The 19,026-nt window shown below is 72.3% G+C and carries 17 protein-coding genes and 1 pseudogene; 7 read left to right on the forward strand and 11 right to left on the reverse strand.

Features of this window, described 5'->3' with window-relative positions; translation table 11 throughout:
* Together AOK03_RS33150 and AOK03_RS33155 are read right to left on the reverse strand one after the other, a co-directional pair.
* A pseudogene (locus AOK03_RS33150) lies at positions 1 to 280 on the reverse strand (GNAT family N-acetyltransferase); the annotation flags it as partial.
* A gap of 137 nt (positions 281 to 417) precedes the next feature.
* On the reverse strand, positions 418 to 1,998 hold the full coding sequence (locus AOK03_RS33155; RefSeq protein ID WP_055569087.1) for an alkaline phosphatase D family protein: 1,581 nt from the start codon (positions 1,996 to 1,998) through the stop codon (positions 418 to 420).
* 192 nt (positions 1,999 to 2,190) lie between these two features.
* Between AOK03_RS33155 and AOK03_RS33160 the strand changes: the two genes are divergently transcribed.
* On the forward strand, positions 2,191 to 2,601 hold the full coding sequence (locus tag AOK03_RS33160) for a VOC family protein (RefSeq protein ID WP_055569088.1): 411 nt from the start codon (positions 2,191 to 2,193) through the stop codon (positions 2,599 to 2,601).
* Between the two features lie 21 nt (positions 2,602 to 2,622).
* On the opposite strand, the gene AOK03_RS33165 is transcribed toward AOK03_RS33160, so the two are convergent.
* Positions 2,623 to 3,453, reverse strand: a complete 831-nt coding sequence (locus tag AOK03_RS33165; RefSeq protein WP_055569089.1) for an alpha/beta fold hydrolase — start codon at positions 3,451 to 3,453, stop codon at positions 2,623 to 2,625.
* Positions 3,454 to 3,670: 217 nt separating this feature from the next.
* Here AOK03_RS33165 and sigJ point away from each other — a divergent pair, with 217 nt between their 5' ends.
* Entirely contained in the window at positions 3,671 to 4,561 is an 891-nt protein-coding gene (sigJ, locus tag AOK03_RS33170) for an RNA polymerase sigma factor SigJ (protein ID WP_055569090.1), read from the forward strand.
* A 306-nt stretch (positions 4,562 to 4,867) separates the two neighbouring features.
* Positions 4,868 to 5,629 (forward strand): GntR family transcriptional regulator, encoded by a 762-nt coding sequence (locus AOK03_RS33175; RefSeq protein ID WP_055569091.1) that lies wholly within the window; start codon positions 4,868 to 4,870, stop codon positions 5,627 to 5,629.
* A 37-nt stretch (positions 5,630 to 5,666) separates the two neighbouring features.
* Here the strand turns inward: AOK03_RS33175 and AOK03_RS33180 are convergent, their stop codons facing one another.
* The 3 genes from AOK03_RS33180 to AOK03_RS33190 form a co-directional block, all read right to left on the reverse strand.
* Positions 5,667 to 6,824, reverse strand: a complete 1,158-nt coding sequence (locus AOK03_RS33180) for an ROK family transcriptional regulator (protein ID WP_055569092.1) — start codon at positions 6,822 to 6,824, stop codon at positions 5,667 to 5,669.
* Between the two features lie 97 nt (positions 6,825 to 6,921).
* Positions 6,922 to 7,584: a response regulator transcription factor gene (locus tag AOK03_RS33185; RefSeq protein WP_055569093.1), complete on the reverse strand. Its 663-nt coding sequence runs from the start codon at positions 7,582 to 7,584 to the stop codon at positions 6,922 to 6,924.
* A 14-nt stretch (positions 7,585 to 7,598) separates the two neighbouring features.
* Positions 7,599 to 8,816: a sensor histidine kinase gene (locus AOK03_RS33190; RefSeq protein ID WP_055569094.1), complete on the reverse strand. Its 1,218-nt coding sequence runs from the start codon at positions 8,814 to 8,816 to the stop codon at positions 7,599 to 7,601.
* A gap of 109 nt (positions 8,817 to 8,925) precedes the next feature.
* On the opposite strand from AOK03_RS33190, the gene AOK03_RS33195 reads away from it, so the two are divergent.
* The 3 genes from AOK03_RS33195 to AOK03_RS33205 are packed head-to-tail and all read left to right on the forward strand — an operon-like array spanning position 8,926 to position 11,114.
* Complete coding sequence (locus AOK03_RS33195) at positions 8,926 to 9,861, forward strand: ABC transporter ATP-binding protein (protein WP_055569101.1); 936 nt, start codon at positions 8,926 to 8,928, stop codon at positions 9,859 to 9,861.
* 2 nt (positions 9,862 to 9,863) lie between these two features.
* Entirely contained in the window at positions 9,864 to 10,610 is a 747-nt protein-coding gene (locus AOK03_RS33200) for an ABC transporter permease (protein WP_208609646.1), read from the forward strand.
* Positions 10,611 to 10,658: 48 nt separating this feature from the next.
* Positions 10,659 to 11,114, forward strand: coding sequence for a hypothetical protein (locus tag AOK03_RS33205; RefSeq protein ID WP_055569095.1), 456 nt, complete (start codon positions 10,659 to 10,661; stop codon positions 11,112 to 11,114).
* 44 nt (positions 11,115 to 11,158) lie between these two features.
* Here the strand turns inward: AOK03_RS33205 and AOK03_RS33210 are convergent, their stop codons facing one another.
* From AOK03_RS33210 to AOK03_RS33230, 5 genes are all read right to left on the reverse strand, one after another.
* The gene (locus AOK03_RS33210) at positions 11,159 to 12,220 is read right to left on the reverse strand and encodes an enoyl-CoA hydratase/isomerase family protein (protein ID WP_055569096.1); all 1,062 of its coding nucleotides are present in this window, start codon (positions 12,218 to 12,220) and stop codon (positions 11,159 to 11,161) included.
* 32 nt (positions 12,221 to 12,252) lie between these two features.
* Positions 12,253 to 13,245 carry a methylmalonyl Co-A mutase-associated GTPase MeaB gene (meaB, locus tag AOK03_RS33215; RefSeq protein ID WP_055569097.1) on the reverse strand — a complete coding sequence of 331 codons (993 nt, stop codon included), beginning with the start codon at positions 13,243 to 13,245 and terminating at the stop codon, positions 12,253 to 12,255.
* A gap of 19 nt (positions 13,246 to 13,264) precedes the next feature.
* Positions 13,265 to 15,466 (reverse strand): methylmalonyl-CoA mutase, encoded by a 2,202-nt coding sequence (gene scpA / locus AOK03_RS33220; RefSeq protein WP_055569098.1) that lies wholly within the window; start codon positions 15,464 to 15,466, stop codon positions 13,265 to 13,267.
* Complete coding sequence (gene mutA / locus AOK03_RS33225) at positions 15,466 to 17,316, reverse strand: methylmalonyl-CoA mutase small subunit (RefSeq protein ID WP_055569099.1); 1,851 nt, start codon at positions 17,314 to 17,316, stop codon at positions 15,466 to 15,468. The genes scpA and mutA overlap by 1 nt, the downstream gene beginning before the upstream one ends.
* Before the next feature lie 168 nt (positions 17,317 to 17,484).
* Positions 17,485 to 18,273 carry a GNAT family N-acetyltransferase gene (locus AOK03_RS33230; protein ID WP_055569100.1) on the reverse strand — a complete coding sequence of 263 codons (789 nt, stop codon included), beginning with the start codon at positions 18,271 to 18,273 and terminating at the stop codon, positions 17,485 to 17,487.
* Positions 18,274 to 18,617: 344 nt separating this feature from the next.
* Here AOK03_RS33230 and AOK03_RS44405 point away from each other — a divergent pair.
* Positions 18,618 to 18,852: SAV_915 family protein (locus tag AOK03_RS44405; protein WP_244177847.1), on the forward strand; the 235-nt coding region annotated here is incomplete at its 3' end.
* Between the last annotated feature and the right edge of the window lie 174 nt (positions 18,853 to 19,026).

The raw sequence follows: 19,026 nt of genomic DNA on the forward strand, positions 1-19,026 counted from the left end.
GCCCGGCCTGCTCCGCGTCGGCGGGCGGCCGGGCGACGGTATCGTGCGCCGGCGGAGGGGCGTGGTCGTGCCGCCTGGCCCACCAGACGTGGAAGCCGGCCGTGGCGACGAGCACCACTGCCGACACGATCAGCAGGGCCGGCCCGTCCGGGCCGTGCCCCACCGCGTTCGCGACGGCGTCGGCCACCGCGACGGCCGTGAACAGGGCCGCCAGTTCGACCACGTCGCGCCGCCAGTGATGAACGGGGCGTCCGTGCTTGGTCCGTGTCACATCAGACATGTCAGCTCGCATACATGCACTGTGCTTGACCGGTGTTTCGTGATCACGAACGCTCTGTGACTGATGGGTAAAGATGCCTTCTGCCCCTTTGGCGGCCATTTCTCCAGGACTGCCCGCGACGGGTCACGGACAACCGCTCACTGCCCCACGCGCCCCGGCTGCAGCACCTCGGTGAACAGCACCCCGCCGCCCTCCTGCCGCAGCCGCACCGTCAACTCACCGCTGCCGCCGTCGATGTCGACCTCGCCGAAGTACTGCGGAGTCTCCGCCGGAGAGGTGTTGGCCCGGCTCGGGGCCTTGATGAACTTCTGCTCGGGGCCGAACGTCGCGTCGAGCTTCGTCGCGGGGAAGCCGCCCGCGGCCAGCGGCCCGGACACGAACTCCCAGAACGGCGCGAAGTCCTTGAACGCCGCACGCGACGGGTCGTAGTGCTGCGCGGAGGTGTAGTGCACGTCTGCGGTCAGCCACACCGTGCCCGTGATCCTCCGGTGCTTGATGTGCCGCAGCAGCTCGGCGATCTGCAGTTCGCGTCCCAGCGGTGCGCCGGGATCCCCCTGCGCCACGGCCTCGAAGTTCTCCCTGCCGTCGGCCACCACGAGGCCCAGCGGCATGTCGGAGGCGATCACCTTCCACACGGCCCGCGAGCGCGACAGCTCGCGCTTGAGCCAGGCCAGCTGGCGGGCACCGAGGATGCCGGTGGCGTCGTCGGGCTGTCTGCCCGGGGAGTTGGCGTTGCGGTAGGTGCGCATGTCGAGCACGAACACGTCCAGGAGCGGTCCGTGCCGCAGCACCCGGTACACCCGGCCGTCCTCGTCGCCCGGCGGCAGCGTCGAGACGGGGAAGTACTCGCTGAACGCCCGCAGCGAGCGCCCCGCGAGGACGTCCACGTTCTTCTCCGTGTACCGCGCGTCCTCCAGGATCTGTCCCGGATACCAGTTGTTGTGCACCTCGTGGTCGTCCCACTGGACGATCGACGGCACCTGGGCGTTGAACCGGCGCAGGTTCTCGTCGAGCAGGTTGTAGCGGAACGCGCCGCGGAACTCCCCGAGGGACTCGGCGACCTTGGACTTCTCCTCCGTCGTGACGTTCCGCCACACACTGCCGTCGGGCAGCGTGACGCTGGGCAGGATGGGCCCGTCGGCGTAGATGTTGTCGCCGCTGCACAGGAAGAAGTCCGGGTCGCGCCTGCGCATCTCCTCGAAGATGCGGTAGCCGCCGCGGTCCGGGTTGATGCCCCAGCCCTGGCCCGCGATGTCCCCCGACCACAGGAAGCGGACGTCCTGCTTGCGTCCCTTCGGCGCGGTGCGGAACGTGCCGGGGACCGGCTTGCCCGTGCGCCGCGGGTCGTCGGGATCGGCGAGCAGCACCCGGTAGTGGATCTGCTCGCCCGCGGGCAGCCCGCGCAGTCGCGTCGTCCCCGTGAAGTCCGTGTCGGGGCCGAGCAGCGGGCCGCGCCACCGCTGCGGGTCGCGGAACGACTCGGTGGCGGACGTCTCCACGATCATCCGTGCGGGCCGGTCGGAACGGACCCACACGAGCCCCGAGTGCGCCGTCACGTCTCCGGCCTGTACGCCCCATCCGGCCTTCGGACGGCCCGAGAGGGCGAGCGAAGGAGCTGCCCCGGCCAGCGCGGGCACGGCGAGCGCCGCCGGCACGGCGAGCGATCCGCGCAGCACGCTGCGGCGACGGGGGGACGGACTCGGCTGACGTTGCGACATGAATGCGCCTCCAGTTGACGGGTGCGACCAGTGTGCGGGTGTGCGGGTGCCCGGGCGGTACCGCGCCACAGCGCCCACGCGAAGCACAAGTGAACAACTCACCACAGGCATGGGGGAACCGCCGCGCGGTCACTGTCTAGGCTCTTGCCCGCAGGCGCGCCGCCCGGCGCGCCGCACCGGAGGGGGAGTCACGTGCCGTTCAGCGGTCAGAGCCACATCCGCATCGCCCGCCCGTCCCGCGATCTCGCGGCGGCCGAGCGGTTCTGGGTCGACGGACTGGGCCTCGGCGTCCTGTACCGGGCCGAGGGCGGTGGCGCCCCCGGCGAGCACGACCTCCTGATGGTGGGCCGTCCGGACGCCTCGTGGCACCTCGAACTCGTCCACGAGGCATCCGCGCCCGTCCTGCCCCGCCCCACCGAGGAGGACCTGCTCGTCGTCTACCTCGACGGAGAGGTTCCCGAAGAGCTCGTGGCCCGGCTCCAGGAGCACGGCGGCAAGCGTGTCCAGTCGCCGAACCCGTACTGGAACGAGTGGGGCGTCACCGTCGAGGACCCCGACGGCTACCGCCTCGTGCTCTCCACGCGCGGGTGGTCCAACTCCTGAGCCGCCCGCGCCGGGCGCCGGTCAGCGGCAGGTGTCGAGGATGACGCGGGCGACGAGCGCCGGGTCGTCGTTCATCGGCACATGGCCGCAGCCCGGGAGCCGGACCAGCCGGGCGCCGGGGATGGTGTGCTTGGCGCGTATCCCCTGTCGGCGCAGGAGGAGCCGGTCCCGCGTGCCCCAGGCGACGGTGACCGGCAGGCCCGTCACATCGTCCTGGAAGAGGACGTCACGTCCGGCCGCCAGCGTGGCGTCGAACCCCGTGGCGTCGCGCAGCGCGAGCGTCTCGGCGACGGCGGCCTCCGGGGAACGGCGCCAGGGGCGGGCGTAGATGGTGCTCGTGAGCGCCGTGCGCCCGGCCGCGCTGGCGGACAGCCGCTCGATCGCCGGACGCGGCAGCAGCCGCGCGCCCTGCCGCATCGCGAGGAGCGTGGCGAACGCGTACCTGCGCTCCGCGGGCGACCAGAAGCCGCCGGGGGAGAGCGCGGTGACGGAGCGGACCAGCTTCTCGCGGCCCAGTTCGAGGGCGAGCAGGCCGCCCAGGGAGTTGCCCGCCACGTGCGGACGCTCGATCCCCAGCGTGTCGCAGAGCGCGCCGAGCGCGGGGACGACCGAGGGCAGGCCGTACGCCATTCCGTCGGGCAGCGCGGGTGAACGGCCGAAGCCCGGCAGGTCCACCGCGATCACGTCGTGCTCGGCGGCCAGGATCTCGAACACCGGATCCCAGGCCTGCCGGTGGTGGCCGATGCCGTGCAGCAGCAGCAACGGCTCGCCCGCGCCCGCCCGTTTGTAGGAGATCGTCACGGTGTGCGGGCCGCCGGGCGACGCGACACTGAAGGAGACCTCTGCGGCCATGACTGCTCCTGTTCCCGCCGCCGGGCGACGGCTCCTCAACACGATGGACACGCGATGCGTTAGACATGCCGTCAGCAACAATTACCGCTCAGTAGGTCCCAGTTCAAGAGGGCGGTCGGCGGCGCTTCGGAAGGCGGGCCCGCGGCTTCGGCGACTGTGCCGCGTACCGCAGTCAAAGTGCCTGGACAGGCGCAGTTCCGTGGGTTGGGATAGAAGGGTGGCTACCGACAGCATGACCGACGTCTTCGAAGAGCACCGACCAGTCCTGATGGGTGTCGCCTACCGCATGCTCGGCCGCGTGGCCGACGCGGAGGACGTCGTCCAGGAGGCCTGGCTGCGCTGGTCGGCGTCCGACCGCGACCAGGTTCGCGAACCCCGCGCCTTCCTGGTGCGCGTCACCACCCGCCTCGCCATCGACCGCCTGCGCCACCTGCAGTCCCGGCGCGAGGCGTACGTGGGGCCGTGGCTCCCGGAGCCCTACGTCACCGAACTGGGGCCGGCCGTCCCCGACACCGCGGAGCGGGCCGTGCTCGCCGACTCCGTCTCCCTGGCGGTCCTCGTGGTCCTGGAGTCCCTCTCGCCCCTGGAGCGCGCCGTGTTCGTGCTGCGCGAGGCCTTCGGGTTCCCCTTCGCCGAGATCGCGGTGACGCTCGACCGCACCGAGGCCTCCGTGCGCCAGCTCGCCGGGCGGGCCCGCAAGCACGTCGACGAGGGACGGCCCCGCTACAAGGTCGACCCCGCCGAGCGCCGCGACCTGACCGAGCGCTTCCTCGCCGCGGCGACCGAGGGCGACCTGGACGGGCTGATGTCCCTCCTCGCGCCGGACGTCCGGCTGGTCGGCGACAGCGGCGGCAAGTCGAAGGCGCCGCTGCGCGTCCTGCACTCCGCCGACAAGGTGGGCCGCTTCCTGCACAGCACCGCGGGCAAGGCGGCCGGGGCCGCGCAGGAGCTGGAGGTCCGCTTCATCGAGGCGAACGGCGCGGAGTGCCTGTTCATCCTGGTCGACGGCAGGGCCGACTGCGTCTTCCAGTTGGATGTCGCCGACGGCCTCATCCAGGACGTCTATGTCGTCCGCAATCCGGACAAGCTCACGTCACTCGTTCCCTAGCGTCCCGGCCGCGCCTCGCCGTCGGCGGTGCGTCGTCGCTGATCAGAGCCCCCGTCCCGGTCGGCGGGGGCTTTGTCGTGCGATCTTTGCCGGCCGTTCATGTGTGCCTGGCCGATTACGCCTGCTTGGCCCCGCGCGAACTCCGCATGAATGCTCTGTGGCATCGTCCCTGTGCAGGCTGTAACGGATCGAGGATTGGTCTTGACCAAGGGTGGGTGCAGGCCTATGGTCGCAGGGATAGTGCAGGAACCTTTAATAAACAAGGGCGCTAAAACGCCGCCGGTCACGGCGATTGCGGAGGACAGGGTGGGGACCACGCAGCTCGAAACGGTGCCGGAGCCGAAGTACTGGCATCTGAAGACCGTGCTCAGTGAGGCGCTCGACTCCGAGTTCGCCGTGGGCGAGATCCTGCCGAACGAGCGCGATCTCGCGGCCCGCTTCGGTGTCGCCCGCGCCACTCTCCGGCAGGCCCTCGAACAGCTCGAACTCGAAGGCAGGCTGCAGCGCCGCCGCGGAGTGGGCACCACGGTCGCCCCGCCGCGGATGGGCGTGGCCGTAGGGTCCGCGCAGGGCACCTGGCCGGGCGCGGTCGGCGACGCCTGGCAGCCCGCGGACTGCGCTCCGGCGGTCCCGCCGGCCGACGTGGCCCGGATGCTGGAGACCACCGCGGACGAGCAGGTGCACATGGTGCGCCGCACCCGCGTGTCGAACGGCCAGCCCGTGGCCGCCGAGCTGCTCTTCGTCCCCACGTCGTCGGTGGCCGAACTGACCGGCATGGACGCGCCGTCCGGTGCGGCACGCGCGCGTGTCGTCCTGCGCGAGCTGGCCCGGCTCGGCCTCGAGGGGCAGGACCGGGCCGTGGAGCTCGGCTCGGCCCGCGCGGACGACGCCAGGGCCCTGGACCGGCTTCCCGGAGCACCGGTGCTCGTCGTGACGACCCGCTTCTTCGCCGAGGGCCGCACGGCAGCGGTTTCCGTGGCCACCTACCGCGCGGACACCTGCAGGCTCACCTTCGGAGACGCCGGCGGCGTGGAGATCCACCACGACTCGGAGCGCCGTGCCTCCTGATCACGCACCGTCCTGATCCCGCACCGTCGAGGGGACCTCACCGCCGCGCGGTGACGGTCCCCTCGACGGCGAACAGCTGCTCCTCGACATGGTCGAGCGCCAGCCGCAGCGCGCCGGTCGACACGGACGCCTCGCCCAGCATCGACAGCGCGACCCGCGGCGGCCGCAGGCAGTAGCGCTCCAGCTCCCGGTGCAGGGGCTCCAGCACGCCGTCCAGACCCGCCGCCCAGCCGCCCACGACGACCAGCTCCGGATCGAGGGCGAGGACCAGCGCGGCCACGTCGTGCACGAGCCGCTGGATGAACCGCTCCACCGCGGCCTGCGCCCGCTCGTCACCCTCGAGCGCGTGCGCGAAGACCTCCGCGACGGCCTGCTCGTCCAAGGGGTGCAGCGGCTCGCCCGTCGTGGAGAGCAGCGTCTCCGGAGTGACCTCCCGGCCCAGCAGGTGCAGCGCGCCGATCTCACCCGCCGCGCCGCCGTACCCCCGGTGGAGACGGCCGCCGATCAGCGAACCGGCCCCCGGGCTCAGCCCCGCGAGGACGAACACCACGTCGTCCGTGTCGGCCGCCGCACCCTTCCAATGCTCGGCCACGGCCGCGGCGTTGGCGTCGTTCTCCACCAGGACCGGGCACTTGAACGACCGGCGCAGCCGCTCGCCCAGCTGGAGCCCCGTCCACTCGGGCAGCGCCGTGCTCAGCCGCACCGTGCCGTCCGCGTCCAGGATGCCCGGGCTGCCCACCCCGACGGCACGCAGCGAACTGCGGGCGATCCCGGCGCGACGCAGCAGATCGGCGACCACGGTACGCAGCCGTTCGAGCCGGTCGTCCGCGGAAGCCTCCGCGGAGACACTCTTCGAGGCCGACCCGAGGACCTTGCCGTCCAGGTCCGCGAGCACGGCCGCCACCCGGTGCGGACCGATCTCCAGGCCGAGCAGATGACCCGCCTCCGCCCGGAAACGGAACTTCCGCGCAGGGCGGCCCTGGCGCCGTGCGCCGCCGTCCTCCGCCGGTGACTCCACCACGAGCCCGGCCTCGATGAGCCCCTCGACGACCCCCTCGACGGTGGGCCGGGAGAGCCCGGTCACACGGGTGATCTCCGTGAGCGTCGCCAAGTCCGCGGCACGCAGCGCGTGCAGCACCACCGCGGAGTTGATACGCCGCAACAGAGAGGGGTCCCCGCCACTCAGCTGCCCCAACGTCCGTCCTCCCAGCTCGTGCGCATGATGGCCGGATCGTACTCGCAGGACGGTACGGCGGCGAGTGCCGGGCCCGTCCGCACCCGACGAGAAGCAGTCATCCCGGAGAGACGAAACCGGATTCGTACGCGGCGATGACCGCCTGCGTCCGGTCCCGCGCCCCCAGCTTCGCGAGGACCGCACTGACGTGAGACTTGACCGTCTCGGTGCCCACGACGAGCCGGGCGGCGATCTCCGCGTTGGACAGGCCGCGCGCCATCAGCCGCAGCACGTCCGCCTCGCGCTCGGTCAGGGCCGCCCTCGCGAGGGTGTCCCGGGCCTGCGGATTGCCATGCTCCGCGCCGTACTCGCCCGCCAGCTGCCGGACCGCCGCCGGAAAGAGCAGCGACTCGCCCTCGGCGACCAGTCGCACGGCGTGCACGATCTCCGCGGGTCTGGCCCGCTTCAGGAGGAACCCGTCGGCGCCCGCGCGCAGCGCCTCGTACACGTACTCGTCGTTCTCGAAGGTCGTCACCACCAGGATCTTCGGCGGATCCTGCACCGTGCGCAGCACCGCGCGCGTGGCCTCGATGCCGTCGAGCAGCGGCATGCGGACGTCCATCGCGACCACGTCGGGGCGCAGCTCGCGGACGAGGGGGATCACCGCCGCGCCGTCCGCCGCCTCACCCACCACCCGGATGTCGGACTGCGCCTCCAGGACGGCACGCAGACCCGCGCGTACGAGGGGTTCGTCGTCGACGAGGAGCACTGTCACCGGCATCGGATCAGCCTAGATCACCGCAGCGGCAGTTCGACGTGCACCTGCCATTCGCCGTCATGAGGTCCCGTGGTGGCCCGCCCGCCGAGCAGCGTCGCCCGTTCCCGGATGCCGCGCAGCCCGCTGCCGCCGCGCCCCGTCGAACCGGTCGCGACCGGCAGGGCGTTGCGCACGCTCATCACCAGGGCGGCGTCGTCCACCGTGATGCTCAGGCGCACCGGCACGGGACCGGAGTGGCGCAGGACGTTGGTGAGCGCCTCCTGGAGCATGCGGTACCCCTCACGGGAGACGGGGCCCGGCAACCGCTCCACGGGCCCCGACACCTCCACGTCCACCTCCGCGCCCGAGGCACGTGCCGACTGGAGCAGCCGGTCGGCGTCGGTGAGGGTCGGCCGTCCGCTCACGGGCTGCTCGTCCTCGCGCAGCACGCGCAGGACCCGCTCCAGGTCCTCCAGGGCGGCCCGTCCGGTCTCCTCGACCGCCTCCAGGGCCCGTGCGGTGAACTCCGGGTCGGAGGCGGCCCTCGCGGCGCCGGCCTGGACGACGGCGACGGTCAGCGCGTGGCCTATGGAGTCGTGCAGCTCGCGCGCGATGCGGTTGCGTTCCAGGAGTTGCTCGGTGCGCTCCTCCATGACGGCGAGGCGTTCGGCGGGGGAGGGGCCGAGCAGGCGCTGGGCCACCACGGCCGTCAGGTGGCCCGCCGCCAGCAGCACGCCGAGCTCGGCCAGGACGAGCAGGAGGCTCAGCGGCGCCGTGACCCAGGCGGCGTCGGGCGGGGTGAGCAGCAGGCCGTCCGACGCCGGGGGCTGGTCGTTCGCACCCGTCACGGCGAAGACCGTCCCGATGAGCTGGCCCGTCACATGAACCAGGGCGATGCCCAGCTCCAGGCGGAACACCAGCCATACGGCGGTCCGTACCCGGTCACGCCAGGATGCGGACGGGGCCACGGAGATTCCGGGCTCCTCGACCTCCGCGCGCGGCACGCGCGCGTCCTGACCGGGAAACAGCATCATCCGGGCCTGCAGCCCCTCGGCCCTGCGCATGACGGGCACCATGGCAGCGGTCACCAGCAGGGGAACGGGGACGACCCCGACGAGCACCCAGTCCGTGTACGAGGGCTCGGAGAGCCCCGGATAGATCGAGGCGATCACCCACGCGATGGCCGACCCCAGGAAGACGTGCAGCCAGCGCGTGTAGGTGACCGCGTGCGTCAGGGGTCTCAGAAAGCCGTGCATTGCGTCATCGTGCCAGGCCACCCGCGCCGCACGACTCCCCCGTGAGGGGGAGGCGATCTCCCCGGGCGGGGGAAGACCCGGCAGGGTGGCGACGGCCAGGCTGATGCCCATGACCAGCATCGACGTCAAAGACCTGACCAAGGAGTACGGCACGACCCGCGCCGTGGACGACCTCACGTTCAGCGTCCGCCCCGGCCGGGTCACCGGCTTCCTCGGCCCCAACGGCGCCGGCAAGTCGACCACCATGCGACTCGTCCTCGGCCTGGACCGCCCCACCTCGGGCACGGCCACCCTGGGCGGCCTCCCCTACGCCGAACTCGCCGAACCGCTGCGCCACGTGGGGGCGCTCCTCGACGCCCAGGCGGCGCACGGCTCGCGCACCGCACGCAACCACCTCCTCGCCCTCGCGGTCAGCAACCGACTTCCCGCGCGGCGGGTGGACGAGGTCCTCGACGAGTCGGGTCTGACCTCCGTGGCGGGGCGCAGGATCAAGACGTTCTCGCTGGGCATGCGGCAGCGCCTCGGCATCGCGGCCGCGCTCCTGGGCGATCCCGAGGTCGTGATGCTGGACGAGCCCTCCAACGGTCTCGACCCCGAAGGCATCATCTGGATCCGCGAGTTGATGCGGCGCCTGGCCGCGGAGGGCCGCACGGTGCTCGTCTCCAGCCACCTCATGAACGAGACGGCGACCTTCGCCGACCACCTCGTGGTCCTCGGCCGCGGCAGGCTGCTCGCGGACGACCCGATGGCCGAGTTCATCGCGTCGCACAGCCGGGCGCGGGTCCGCGTGCGCACGACCGACCCGGACCGCCTCCGTGAACTGCTGTCCGGGCGGGGTTACGTCCTGGGGGAGCCGGTCGAGGGCCGTTGGACGGTCGACGGGGCGAAGGCCGAGGAGATCGGCGTGCTCGCTTCGGGCGCCGGGGTCCAGGTGCTCGAACTCGCCGACGAACAGACGTCCCTGGAACAGGCCTATCTCGCCCTGACAGCCGACGAGGCCGAGTTCAGGGCCCCCACCGTCCCCGCATCCCGCCAGGAGGCCTGAGCATGTCGAACTCCGCCGTGCTGCCCGTCACCCACGCAGAGTGGATCAAGATCAAGTCGCTGCGGTCGAGCCTGGTCTCGCTGGTCATCGTCTTCGTGGCGACCATCGCCATCACCGCGCTGGTCTTCGCGACCGTCGGTCGGGCCGAGGCGGACAACGCCGATGCCGAGCCGCTCTTCGACGCCTTCTACGCCCTCAACTTCGGCCAGATCGCGGCGATCAGCTTCGGAACGACCGCAGTCTCCTCCGAGTACACGAGCGGCGCCCTGCGGATCTCGCTCGCGGCCGTGCCGTGCCGGGGGCTCTTCTACGGCTCCAAGATGGCGGTCATCGGCGGCCTCGCCCTGCTCGCCGGACTCGTCACCAGCTTCGCCGCCTTCCTGATCGGCCAGGCCTTCTTGGGGGATCACGCGATCGGGCTCGGCCACCCGGGCGCCGTACGGGCCTGCGTCGGCGGCGGCATCTATCTGGCGCTGATGGCACTGCTCGCGGCGGGCCTGACGGCCGTACTGCGCAGCGGGGTCGCCGTCCTCGGCATCCTCATCCCCTTCACGCTCATCGTCTCGTTCGTGGTCGGCGACGTGGCGGACGGTGCCGCCGGATTCCTGCCGGACAAGGCGGGGCAGCAAGTGCTGCACGAGGCCCCGACCGGGAGCCTCGGTCCGTTGGCCGGGCTCGCGGTCTGCGCGGCCTGGTCGGCCGCCGCGCTGCTCGCAGGCTGGTGGGCGGTGCGCCGCCGCGACGCGTGAAGCGCGACGCATGACGTGTTGTCAGTGGCGCCCGCTTTACTGGACGTCATGAGCAGCGCACACCATCTCGCCGCGATCGACCTGCTGCGCTCCCGGGACTTCCCCGCGGAGCACGGCAGGTCCGAGTGCGGTTCAGAGGGACCCGGGTTCCACATCGCGGAGTTACTGACGAGTGAGACGTTCTGGGAGGACGACGGCACGCGATGGCAGCTCGTCGAGGAGCAGTACGACGCCGAGCGCGACGCCCTGACCGTGCTCCTCGCCGACCGCTGGGGGCCGCCGCGGAAGTTCAGCCTGGCGAGCCTCTTCGAGCGCACCGTGGCCGTGGACTTCGGCGACGCGGACGAGGAGATACCGGAGCCGTGGGCCCAGTTGAGCTCCTGTGTGCCGGACCTCCACCTGTGGCGGGTGGACGGCCGCTGGATAGCTCTCGGTGTCGCCCAGTGGGACAAGGAGCTGCCGTTCCAGCTGCTCGCCGTGGTCACGGAGACGGACCCGCCGTGAGGTGAGCGCCGAGCGCGTCCGTCGGACGAGGCCGGGAGTGTCCGTCAGACGAGACCGAGCGAGCCCGTGCCCGTCGGCTCGAAGAAGCGGGCCACGTCCGCCTCCGTCACCCCGGACAGCTCCGAGGGCGACCAGCGCGGCCTGCGGTCCTTGTCGACGACCTGGGCGCGGATGCCCTCGGGCAGGTCGGGCGAGGCCAGCGCGGCACAGGACACGCGGTATTCCTGTTCCAGGACCGCTTCCAGGGTGGGCAGTGCACGGGCCCGGCGCAGCGCGGCCAGCGTGACCTTCAGCGAGGTCGGGGACTTCGCCAGGATCGTCTCGGCTGCCTCCTTCGCGTGCCGGTCGCCGCTGGCGTGCAGCCGGTCCACGATCTCCTCGACGGAATCCGCCGCGTAACAGCGGTCGATCCACTCGCGGTGGGCCGCGAGCTCACCGGCCGGGGCCGCGCCCGCGAACTCCCGCACGGCGTCGGCCGCATCGGTGTCGGCGAGCGCCCCGGTGAACTCCGGCAGCCGCTCGGAGGGCACGAAGTGGTCCGCCAGCCCGCACAGCAGCGCGTCGCCCGCGCCCACCGGCGTCCCCGTCAGCGCCAGATGCGTACCGAGCTCCCCGGGCGTCCGCGTCAGCAGATACGTACCACCCACATCGGGCACGAAGCCGATGCCCGTCTCCGGCATCGCCACCCGGGACCGCTCGGTGACCACCCGCACACCGCCGTGCGCCGAGACCCCGACACCGCCGCCCATCACGATGCCGTCCATGACGGCCACGTACGGCTTCGGGAAGCGCGCGATGCGCGCGTTGAGGAGGTACTCGTCGTGCCAGAAAGCGGCCGACGCCGCCACGCGGCCCGCGCGGACGTCGTCGTGGATCGAGCGGATGTCGCCGCCCGCGCACAGTCCGCGCTCCCCGGCGCCGGTGAGGACGACCGTCGCCACCGCGTCGTCCCGTTCCCACGCGTCCAGGGCGTCCGACATGATCCGGACCATGGGGTGGTTCAGGGCGTTGATGGCCCGGGGCCGGTTCAGGACGACGTGCCCGGCACGGCCTTCCCGGCGGAGCAGGACGGGGGAGTCGGCGGGGGCGTCGGGCGTGGCGTTCATGGTGCGGGTGGCTCCGTTCACGTGGGGCGGGGTCAGGGGCGGTCGCCCTGGAACGCGTCGAGGATCTGCTCGGCGGCGGACGTGGCCGTCAGTGTGCCCTCCCGGACGCGCTGTTCGAGGTCCGGCGCGAGCCGCTGCACTTCCGCGTGCCCGCGCAGCCTGCCGAGGAGCTCGTCCCGCACCATCGACCAGGTCCAGTCGACCTGCTGGTCGCGGCGCTTGGCGGCGAGACGCCCCGTCGAGTCCAGGAGCGTGCGGTGCTGCTCGATCCGCTCCCAGAGGGTGTCGAGGCCGCTCGATTCGCGGGCGCTGCAGGTCAGCACGGGCGGGGTCCACGAGGCGTCCGCCGGGTGCATGAGGCGCAGGGCGCCCGCCAGTTCCCGCGCGGCCGAGCGCGCGTCCCGCTCGTGCGGGCCGTCCGCCTTGTTCACGGCGATGACGTCGGCGAGTTCCAGTACGCCCTTCTTGATGCCCTGCAGCTGGTCACCGGTGCGGGCGAGGGTCAGCAGCAGGAACGTGTCGACCATGTTCGCGACCGCCGTCTCCGACTGCCCGACGCCCACGGTCTCCACGAGCACCACGTCGTACCCCGCCGCCTCCATCACCACGATCGACTCGCGCGTCGCCTTGGCGACCCCGCCGAGCGTCCCGGCGGAAGGAGACGGGCGCACGAAGGCGGCGGAGTCCAGCGAGAGCCGCTCCATCCTGGTCTTGTCGCCCAGGATGGAGCCGCCCGTGCGCGTCGAGGACGGGTCGACCGCGAGCACCGCGACCCGGTGCCCGAGCGAGGTCAGCATCGTGCCGAGCGCGTCGATGAACGTGGACTTGCCCACGCCGGGCACCCCGCTGATGCCGACCCGCCGTGCCCGCCCGCTGTGCGGGAGCAGCTCGGTCAGCAACCGCTGCGCCAGCGCCCGGTGCTGCGGCCGGGTCGACTCGACGAGGGTGATGGCCCGCGCGACGTACGCGCGCTTCCCGTCGAGGACGCCCTTCACATACGTATCGATGTCGATCGTCACAGGCATGGGGTCGCCACTCACCGGCTCACAGTGCGTGGCCGAGATCGGCCGCCAGACGCTTCACCAGGTCGAACGCCGCATCGGGGATCACCGTGCCGGGCGGGAACACCGCCGTGGCGCCCGCCTCGTGCAGCGCCTCGACGTCCTGCGGCGGAATGACACCGCCCACGACGATCATGATGTCGTCGCGGCCCTCGGCGGCGAGCTCCTCGCGCAGCGCGGGCACGAGCGTGAGGTGACCCGCGGCCAGCGAGGAGACACCCACGATGTGCACGTCCGCCTCGACGGCCTGGCGCGCGACCTCCGCCGGGGTCTGGAACAGGGGGCCGACGTCGACGTCGAAGCCCAGGTCGGCGAAGGCGGTGGCGATGACCTTCTGGCCGCGGTCGTGGCCGTCCTGGCCCATCTTCGCGACCAGGATGCGTGGCCTGCGCCCCTCGGCCTCGTCGAAGGAGTCCACGAGCGTGCGCGTGCGCTCGACGGACGGGGACTGGCCTGCTTCGGTGCGGTACACACCGGAGATCGTACGGATCTGGCCCGCGTGCCGCCCGTACACGCTCTCCAACGCGTCGGAGATCTCACCGACGGTGGCCTTCGCTCGGGCCGCGTCGACCGCGAGCGCGAGCAGGTTGCCCTCCAGGCCCTGGCCGGGGCCGCGCTCGGCGGCCGCGGTGAGCGCGCGCAGCGCGTCCTGACACGCCGCCTCGTCGCGCTCCTCGCGCAGCCGCTTGAGCTTGGCGATCTGCTGGGCACGCACCGAGGAGTTGTCGACCTTGAGGACGTCGATCTGCTCGTCGCTGTCCACCCGGTACTTGTTGACGCCGATGACGGGCTGGCGCCCCGAGTCGATGCGGGCCTGCGTGCGCGCCGCGGCCTCCTCGACACGCAGCTTCGGGATGCCCGCGTCGATGGCCTGCGCCATGCCGCCGGCCGCCTCGACCTCCTCGATGTGCTGCCAGGCGCGCCGGGCCAGGTCGTACGTGAGCTTCTCGACGTACGCGCTGCCGCCCCACGGGTCGATGGTCCGGGTCGTCCCCGACTCCTGCTGGATCAGCAGCTGGGTGTTGCGGGCGATGCGCGCGGAGAAGTCGGTCGGCAGCGCGAGCGCCTCGTCCAGGGCGTTCGTGTGCAGGGACTGCGTGTGGCCCTGCGTCGCCGCCATCGCCTCGACACACGTGCGCGTGACGTTGTTGAACACGTCCTGCGCGGTGAGCGACCAGCCCGACGTCTGCGAATGGGTGCGCAGCGAAAGGGACTTGGCGTTCTTCGGGTCGAACTGCTTGACGAGCTTCGCCCACAGCAGGCGCGCCGCGCGGAGCTTGGCGACCTCCATGAAGAAGTTCATGCCGATCGCCCAGAAGAAGGAGAGCCGCGGCGCGAACGCGTCCACGTCCAGGCCTGCCTCCCGGCCCGCGCGCAGGTACTCCACGCCGTCGGCGAGGGTGTACGCGAGCTCCAGGTCGGCCGTCGCACCCGCTTCCTGGATGTGGTAGCCGGAGATGGAGATGGAGTTGTAGCGCGGCATCTTCTGCGAGGTGTACGCGAAGATGTCGGAGATGATCCGCATCGAGGGCTTGGGCGGATAGATGTAGGTGTTGCGGACCATGAACTCCTTGAGGATGTCGTTCTGAATGGTCCCGGCCAACTTCTCGGGCGGTACGCCCTGTTCCTCCGCCGCCACGATGTACAGCGCGAGGACCGGCAGCACCGCGCCGTTCATCGTCATCGACACGGTCATCCTGTCCAGCGGAATGCCGTCGAACAGCTGACGCATGTCGTAGATCGAGTCGATGGCGACGCCCGCCATGCCGACGTCACCGGTGACGCGCGGGTGATCGCTGTCGTAGCCGCGGTGGGTCGGCAGGTCGAAGGCGACCGACAGGCCCTTCTGCCCGGCCGCGAGATTGCGGCGGTAGAAGGCGTTGGACTCCTCGGCGGTGGAGAATCCCGCGTACTGCCGGATCGTCCAGGGCTGGTTCACGTACATCGTCGGGTACGGGCCGCGCAGATACGGCGCGACACCCGGGTACGTCTCCAGGAAGTCGAGGCCTTCCGCGTCCGCCCCGGTGTACAGCGGCTTGACCGCGATGCCTTCGGGCGTCTCCCACAGCAGGTCCGCCTCGGACTTGCCCACGGACTCCTTCACGGCGGCGTGCCACTGCTCCGCCGAAGGGGACGGGCCGCCGGCCGGGCCCAGCTCGATGTCGTCGAACTCGGGGATCCGCATTACGCCACTCCCATGCGGTCGAGGGTGGAGGCGAGCACGGCGACCGCGTCGCAGCCGGCGAAGACGTACTCGTCGATGTCGGTGAACTCCCCGCGTCCCGCGAGGAAGACGCGCAGCGCGCCCGCCGACTTCAGGGCCCGCGCGACCGCGTCGGCCTGCTCGGCGTAGAGCGCGTCGCTGGAGCAGACGCACGCCACCGCGGCACCGCTCGCCGCGAACGCCTCGGCGGCGGTCTCGGCGTCCACCGACACCGGGTCGTGCACCGCTTCGACCCCGCCCGCCATGAAGAGGTTCGAGGCGAAGGTGGCGCGCGCGGTGTGCGCGGCGGCGGGACCGAGCGCGGCGATGAACACCTTGGGGCGGGCGCCGGTCGCGTCGAGGTGGGCGTCCGAGCGGGCGCGCAGCTCCTCGTACGCCTCGTCGCGGCGCACCCGGGGTAGTCCGCCGGTGTGCGCGGCGGGCGCGGGCTCGCGCTCGACCGCGCGCTCCGCGAGCAGCGGGAACTCGCTGACGCCCGTGATCGGTTCGCGGCGCCGGGCCAGCTTCTTCTTGCGCTCGGCCCAGGTCGCGGCGATCCGGTCGCCTACCAGGCCGGAGCGCAGGGCCGCGGCCTGGCCGTCGGCGCGCTCGATCTCCTTGAAGAAGTCCCAGGCGGAGTGGGCGAGTTCGTCGGTGAGCCGCTCCACGTACCAGGAGCCGCCCGCCGGATCGATGACGCGCGCCAGGTGCGACTCCTCCAGGAGGATCGTCGACGTGTTGCGGGCGATGCGGCGCGCGAACGCGTCCGGCAGGCCGAGCTCGTGGTCGAACGGCAGGACCGTCACGGCGTTCGCGCCGCCCACGCCCGCGCCCAGGCAGGCCACGGTGGTCCGCAGCATGTTCACCCACGGGTCGCGGCGGGTCATCATCACCGGCGACGTCACGGCGTGCTGCCGCTGCGCCCCGGCCGCTGGGACCCCGGACACCTCGGCCACGCGCGCCCAGAGGCGGCGTGCGGCGCGCAGCTTGGCGATGGTGAGGAACTGGTCGGCGGTGGCCGCGAACCTGAACTCCATTTGCGCGAAGGCCGCTTCGACGCTCAGACCGGCGTCGTGGAGCGCGCGCAGATATTCGACACCGGTGGCGAGCGAGGCGCCGAGCTCCTGCGCGGCGGAGGCGCCCGCCTCGTGGTACGGCAGGGCGTCCACGGTCAGGGCGCGCAGACCGGGATGGCGCTCGCCGCACAGCCGGGCCAGTTCGGCGACGCCCTCGAAGGCGGCCACCTTGTCCCCGGTGCGGGCCTCGTGCCCGAGCGGGTCGGCGCCGAGCGTGCCGCGCACCGCGTCGTCGGCGATCCCCGCGGCTTCGCAGAGACGCAGCAGTTCTCGCGCGGCGGGCTCGGTCTGGTCGCCCGCGTCGAGCGCGAGGGGCACCAGGTCGAGGTAGACGCCGTCGAGGGCCCGCGCCAGGCCGGAGACCGGGAGGCCGGTGGGGCCGACGGTCAGCCAGAGGGAGGTGACGCCGTTCTCCAGGTCGGTGAGGACGGCTTCGTTGGTGCGCGCGGGATCGGCGCTCGCGTACCGCTGCCGGACGTCCCAGCCCCCCGGTGTGTTGCCCTCGGGAACGGACCCCCTGACGAACGGGGCGAAGCCGGGGAAACCGGCGTCGGGCGCGGCGTCGCGCGCGGTGTACAGGGGGCGGGTGGTGAGCCCGTCCTCGAGGGCGGTGGACAGCGCTTCCTCTGCGGCCGTGCCCGATACGTCCTTACCCGACTTGCGCAGCACGCCTTCCACAAGGCGGTGCCACTGCTCATGGGTCGCATCAGGGAACTCGGCGGCCAGCGAAAGCCCGTCGTCAGGCAGGACCGTCATGCCCCGATGCTAGGGCGCAACCCCTGGCACGCGGTGCCATGAGGGGCTGTGACCTTGCCCTCTTCCGGTCGCTCTTGATCTCGAACGAGCGGGCGGCTATTGCTTGCCGCAGGCATCGAGTCGGGTGTCAAGTCGGGCATCGTGCCAGATATCGCGGCAGCGGCCCCGTCAGGCGGGGACGTCGGCGGAGGTCCGCGGTCGGGCGAGCGGCTTTCCAGTGACGTACTGCACGTACTCCCGTTGCAGTCGGAACCCCGCGGTCCAGGCCAGCAGGCGGCTGGGGCGGTTGTCGCGGCTGCAGGACCAGCTCGCCGTGCGGCCGCGTGCGGCGATGTCCGCGCACAGGGCGGTGACGCAGGCGAGACCGAGACGTTCGCGGCGGCGTTCGGGGGTGGTGAGCACGGCCACGTCCTCGTACGTCTGTCCGGTGAAGTATCCGCAGGCCACAGCGGCGACACTGCCGCCACGCTCCACCGCCGCCCAGCCGTGCCCCGAGGCGGCGAGCCCCTCGGGACCGCCCCAACTGTCATGGATCCACGCCGACTCGGGTGACAGGGCGGCGAGCGCGGGCGCGTCGGCGGGCGTCAGGCGGCGCACGGTCACCGACCGCGGCGTGCGCGGCGGGGGCACCGGCTCGCGATGCACGTACACCATGCGCTCGGCCGGTACGAGGCGGTCGAAGGCGGCGCCGAGCACCGGCAGGAAGCGGGCGGGCGTCTCGACATGGCTGTGCGCGAACGGAGCGAGCAGGTCCGGCGCGACGCTGCCCGGATCGCCGCGCAGCAGCACATGGCCCGCGCAGGAGACCGCCACGGCCCGCGGATTGAGGGCGCGGTCGGCCCACCACCGGCCGACGCCGGTCGCGGCGACGTGCTCGGGGAGCGACGCGGGCCCCGGTGAGCCGGGAGCGAACCAGCGGGGCACGGCGGGCAGGTGGTGCGGGGGAAGTTGCATCATCAGACGCTCCTTCGGAGTGAGGCCTTCGAGTGAACGGGATGCACCGGTCGGCGGGGCCGTGACCGGGGACCGGCCGCCTCGGCGCCGGGTTCCCGTTCCGACCGACATCCAACTGGGACCGGCCCGTTCGCTCAAGAGCGCACCGGTGTATTCGACGTTTCCCTGACGGTCGGGCGGGCGCGGACGCCAGCAACGCGTCAGAGGAGGGCACAGTTCCGTCAACGTCGCGTCATGGAGGGTCGGTTGACACCCGGTGCCGGGCATAACGTCACCGTATGCCGTCGGCTTCCGAACGAACCCGCGGCGTCCTTTTCCTTCTCTTCTGTCTCCACCGGAGGAACCCCATGGTCGAGCACCTCTGCGACGAGGACCCCGAGCCCTGCGAACCCGGCCCGGCCGGACCACTGTTCGTCCCCGTCCGGCCGGGACCCGCGGGCTGTGTGGCCCGCCTGTTCCGCACCCCCGTCGGCGGGCGCACCGCCGTCGCCTTCACGACTCCGCGTCGCCTGAGCGCCGCCCTCGGCCCCCGACAGGCGTGGATCAGGCTCTCCGAACCGGCGCTGCGCTCCCTCGCCGAGCNNGCGCACCGCGGCCGACCGCCGTCCGACGGGCCCCGGACCCGCAGCCCGCCCCACGGGCCACCGGCAGGACCGCCCTCGTGGGCGCCCTGACCTCGCGAAACGGCTGAGGACGAGACGAGGCGAAGAGAGAAGCTGCCATGACCACACTGCGCGTCCCCCCGCTCCCCGCACC

The organism is Streptomyces atriruber, assembly GCF_001418325.1.
GTDB classification, from domain to species: Bacteria; Actinomycetota; Actinomycetes; order Streptomycetales; family Streptomycetaceae; genus Streptomyces; species Streptomyces atriruber.